Raw genomic sequence first — 3,631 nt, 5'->3', positions numbered from 1 at the left:
GGACACTCTTATCGACAAGTCGGTCGGCTGGTCAATCTAAGCAAAAATACCGTGTTGGATATCGTTAAAAGAAGTCGGAGTGAAAATCCTTAGCGTGCTATATTTTCCGTTTCCTGAGACGACCCCTTTTCGGCATTAACCAAGAGTCTGCTTAAGCACAATTTTCTGGTGGGTAATCATAACTTTTGCCTCATTTGTGATGGATTGATCTATCTTGATTCTACTGAATCGGATCATCGGATTGCCAAAGCCGTAGGTGGGCAAGGTGTTCTAGAGAATGGTCTGCTGGTTCATCCCATCTGTAATAGAATGAAATCAGATCTGAGTCTGGAAGAGATTAGAGCGGATTTGTTTGGTGAATTACTGTATTAATCAACAGAGCGATGAGCTCATTTTTGCAGATGTATCAATGATTAATCACATGATTTAACTTTTGATACATTCAGCCAATGTGGTTATTTTTAATTCAGTCCAGAATCACAACCAGAAACTAGCTGTAGTTTCTGAATGACCGTCAAGGTCCTTAGTTTCGCCCATAGATTCCCTCTGTGGGCTTTTTTTTTGATCAAAAATTGTATAGATGCTCTAAAATAAACCTTTTAGCATTTCATAAGCAATTAGGATTAAGGCTGAGACCATCAGCACAACAAAAATGAGTTCCACTCTAGTTAACATCTTAGTTCCATTTACTTTTCACTTAATTTATATAGCAGTTAACTCGTAGCATCAATGAAATAACATGACATGGAAAATAATCAAAAAGACAGAATTTGGATTTTGATCAGATCTGCATGTTTACATGCTTCTACAGTAGCTTTGAATGTTTCACTTAACCTTTAAACTTTTCTTAAAACTAAATATATTTACATATACATTCTAAAATTTGATAGAATTTATTAAAACTTTAGATTCTAAGTGTAAATAATGAGAAGCGCTAATATTCGACGTGATGGCTACTTAAAATTTCTGAATACATGGCAAGACCGTGATGTCATTAAAGTACTTTCAGGTGTGCGTCGCTCTGGAAAATCCACCTTATTGGCGATGTTTCAACAAGACCTAAAAGCACAGGGTGTACAAGCCGAAAACATCATTGCCATCAACTTCGAATTTATGGAATTTGAAGAACTCACCGATTACCGTAAACTACATGATTATGTATTGTCCAAAGTTGATAAAAGTAAAAAAAACTATGTTTTTTTAGATGAAATACAACATGTTACAAATTTTGAGAAAGTAGTCGACTCTTTATATGTTCGGGATTATATCGATTTATATATTACAGGTTCAAATGCATTCTTTCTAAGTGGAGAACTTGCGACGTTACTCACAGGACGCTATATCGAGCAACATGTTTTACCCTTGTCATTCCAAGAGTTTAAACAGTGGCATATTGAAAATAATCCGATCATCCAACAATTATCCAATCGTGATTTGTATGCCATGTACACGCACAGTAGTTTCCCCTATACGCTTGCCATGACTAGTCAGCAGGAAACCTATGATTACTTGCAAGCGGTCTATGCCAGTGTAATGTTTAAAGATGTTATTCCTCGTTTGAATACTGCTGATATTAACTCTCTCGAGCGTGTCGCAAGATATTTGGCAAGCGTGACAGGCTCACCCATTTCCATCAATAAAATTAAAAATACCTTTGTTTCAAGCGGGGTTAAAATCTCATTTGAAACAGTAAAACGCTATATTCAGGGCTTACAGGACAGTTTGTTATTTTATAGTGCCGCACAATTTAAAGTACGCGGGCGTGAGTTATTACAATCCTCTGAAAAATACTATTTAGTTGATGTCGGATTGCGCCGGATTATGTTGCCTGATGCTAATGCTGATCAAGGTCATATCTTAGAAAATGTGATTTATCTTGAGCTTGTCAGACGAGGTTATACGGTCTATGTAGGGCGGGTTGATGAATATGAAATTGATTTTGTTGCTGTCGATACTTTACAGAATTTAACTTATTATCAGGTGGCATTAGAAACGCTCAATGAGGAGACACTCAGCCGAGAGTTACGTCCATTACAGAAAATTTCTGATTCGTATCCCAAATATTTACTTACCTTAGACACGATAGGGGCTGAAGCAAATTATAATGGTATTGTAAAAATGAGTGCTCTCGATTGGTTGCTATCTGAAAATAAGTAAAGTTGAGGGTAGACATGAATACTCTTATTTATTGATTAAAACTCAAAGACTTTTCAGCATCATCCAAGAATGTATTCAAGCATAATTTCTGCTCCAATTGTGATGGATCGATTTACCTCGATTCGATTGAGTCAGACCCTCATGATTGAGCCAGAGTCGCTTACTGAAAGTAGCGAGAATTGCGCTGGAGTTTCTGAAGGATATTAATTCCTTAGTTTGCCCATTCATCCATCTGGGCATTTTTTTTGATTAAAATACAATGCGGTTCTTGCTAAAAAATGACGGCACCCACCATAAAACACAATATTCCAAAAATAATCCAAGGCCAGATCTTTGTCTTCGGTTGTTCTAAATTCTGAGGATTATATTCCGTGTGTTCTAGCGATGTCGGTTGTGGAACACGGGTCTTTTTAGAGTAAGGTTGGTGTTTAGAGTAAGATAGTCCCGTACCTGGAATGCCGACACTGGTTCGCGTACCTTTTTTCCCAATATTTAGAGAAGCACCAGGTTTGCCAATGCTGGCACTGCTGATGCCTTTATGGGTCAGATTAATTTTAAAACCCGGGAATAATTTAATACTTTTACGAAATCTAAAACCCATATTGCTCTCATTCTAAAACTTAGCTCAATTCACGCGCTATACCAGGATCCATGATCTGCTAGAGATCGTACTTTGACGGCTATCATCAGGATACTAGTATATTTTTTATCTGATGATTGCAATACTACCTTTAAATACCGTCAAAAATCTTTACTGTATATTTGCTGTAGGGTAATCTTAAAACTGCTATTTATTGACTGATTGGTATATGACGACAGATAAGCATGAGGTGCTTCTTAGGATGCGGGCGATCGAGCTCCTTGCATATTGGGAAGGTCGTTTGGTTACCAATCGTTTGATGAGCTGGTTTGGACTGAGTCGACAACAGGCTTCTGCGGATATCAAGCGCTATAATACGCTGTATAACCCCGATGCCTTGATTCATGATCCCTCAGTCAAGGGTTATGTGCCTAAAGCCAGCTTCCAGCCTGTACTGACTACAGCGCATATCAATGAATATCTCAATATGCTCTCGGGCTTGGTCAGTGAATCGCATGCCCTGATTGCGATGCCAGAACCGAATCTTGCAGCAGTTCAATTACCTGATCGCAGTGTGCGTCCTGAAGTCATCAGGGAAGTGTTGCGTGCCTGTCGAACACAAAGCTGTCTCAAAATTATTTATGCCTCCATGCAGAATCCGCAGTGGCATGAACGCATGATTTCCCCACATACCCTGGTGTATACCGGTTTTCGCTGGCATGTCCGTGCCTATTGCCATCAGAGCAAGCAGTTTAAGGACTTTTTACGGCACTGTTGCAAATAGAGATTTGAGTCGATGAAGTTCCTTTTTAAAAGTGCTTAGAGACCGAAAACCCTGTTGATTAGACACACTTCACCTTGAGGCTGACCATAATAAAATGACGATGCTTGTCC

At 38.7% G+C, this 3,631-nt stretch carries 2 protein-coding genes and 3 pseudogenes; 3 read left to right on the top strand and 2 right to left on the bottom strand.

The genetic code is table 11. The features are described from left to right. Positions 1-126: 126 nt before the first annotated feature. Both MSG93_RS19180 and MSG93_RS19175 read left to right on the top strand, forming a co-directional pair. Positions 127-372: pseudogene (locus tag MSG93_RS19180) on the top strand (HNH endonuclease signature motif containing protein); the annotation flags it as partial. Positions 373-924: 552 nt separating this feature from the next. Beyond that, positions 925-2,157, top strand: coding sequence for an ATP-binding protein (locus MSG93_RS19175; protein WP_009513514.1), 1,233 nt, complete (start codon positions 925-927; stop codon positions 2,155-2,157). A gap of 271 nt (positions 2,158-2,428) precedes the next feature. Here the strand turns inward: MSG93_RS19175 and MSG93_RS19170 are convergent, their stop codons facing one another. Next, positions 2,429-2,758 (bottom strand): DUF4236 domain-containing protein, encoded by a 330-nt coding sequence (locus MSG93_RS19170; RefSeq protein WP_000506885.1) that lies wholly within the window; start codon positions 2,756-2,758, stop codon positions 2,429-2,431. Between the two features lie 208 nt (positions 2,759-2,966). On the opposite strand from MSG93_RS19170, the pseudogene MSG93_RS19165 reads away from it, so the two are divergent. Further along, positions 2,967-3,503: pseudogene (locus tag MSG93_RS19165) on the top strand (WYL domain-containing protein); the annotation flags it as partial. Positions 3,504-3,556: 53 nt separating this feature from the next. On the opposite strand, the pseudogene MSG93_RS19160 reads toward MSG93_RS19165, so the two are convergent. After that, positions 3,557-3,631 (bottom strand): annotated as a pseudogene (locus MSG93_RS19160) (IS6 family transposase); the annotation flags it as partial.

The sequence above is a fragment of the Acinetobacter sp. IK40 genome, assembly GCF_035615075.1.
GTDB classification, from domain to species: domain Bacteria; phylum Pseudomonadota; class Gammaproteobacteria; order Pseudomonadales; family Moraxellaceae; genus Acinetobacter; species Acinetobacter courvalinii.
The sequence above is the reverse complement of the archived record's forward strand: the minus strand, read 5'-3'. Positions and strand labels throughout refer to the sequence as shown.

Bases quoted from the DNA above. Each gene is read 5' to 3' on its own strand.
- MSG93_RS19170 (WP_000506885.1), bottom strand. From the start codon at position 2,758: ATGGGTTTTAGATTTCGTAAAAGTATTAAATTATTCCCGGGTTTTAAA.
- MSG93_RS19175 (WP_009513514.1), top strand. From the start codon at position 925: ATGAGAAGCGCTAATATTCGACGTGATGGCTACTTAAAATTTCTGAAT.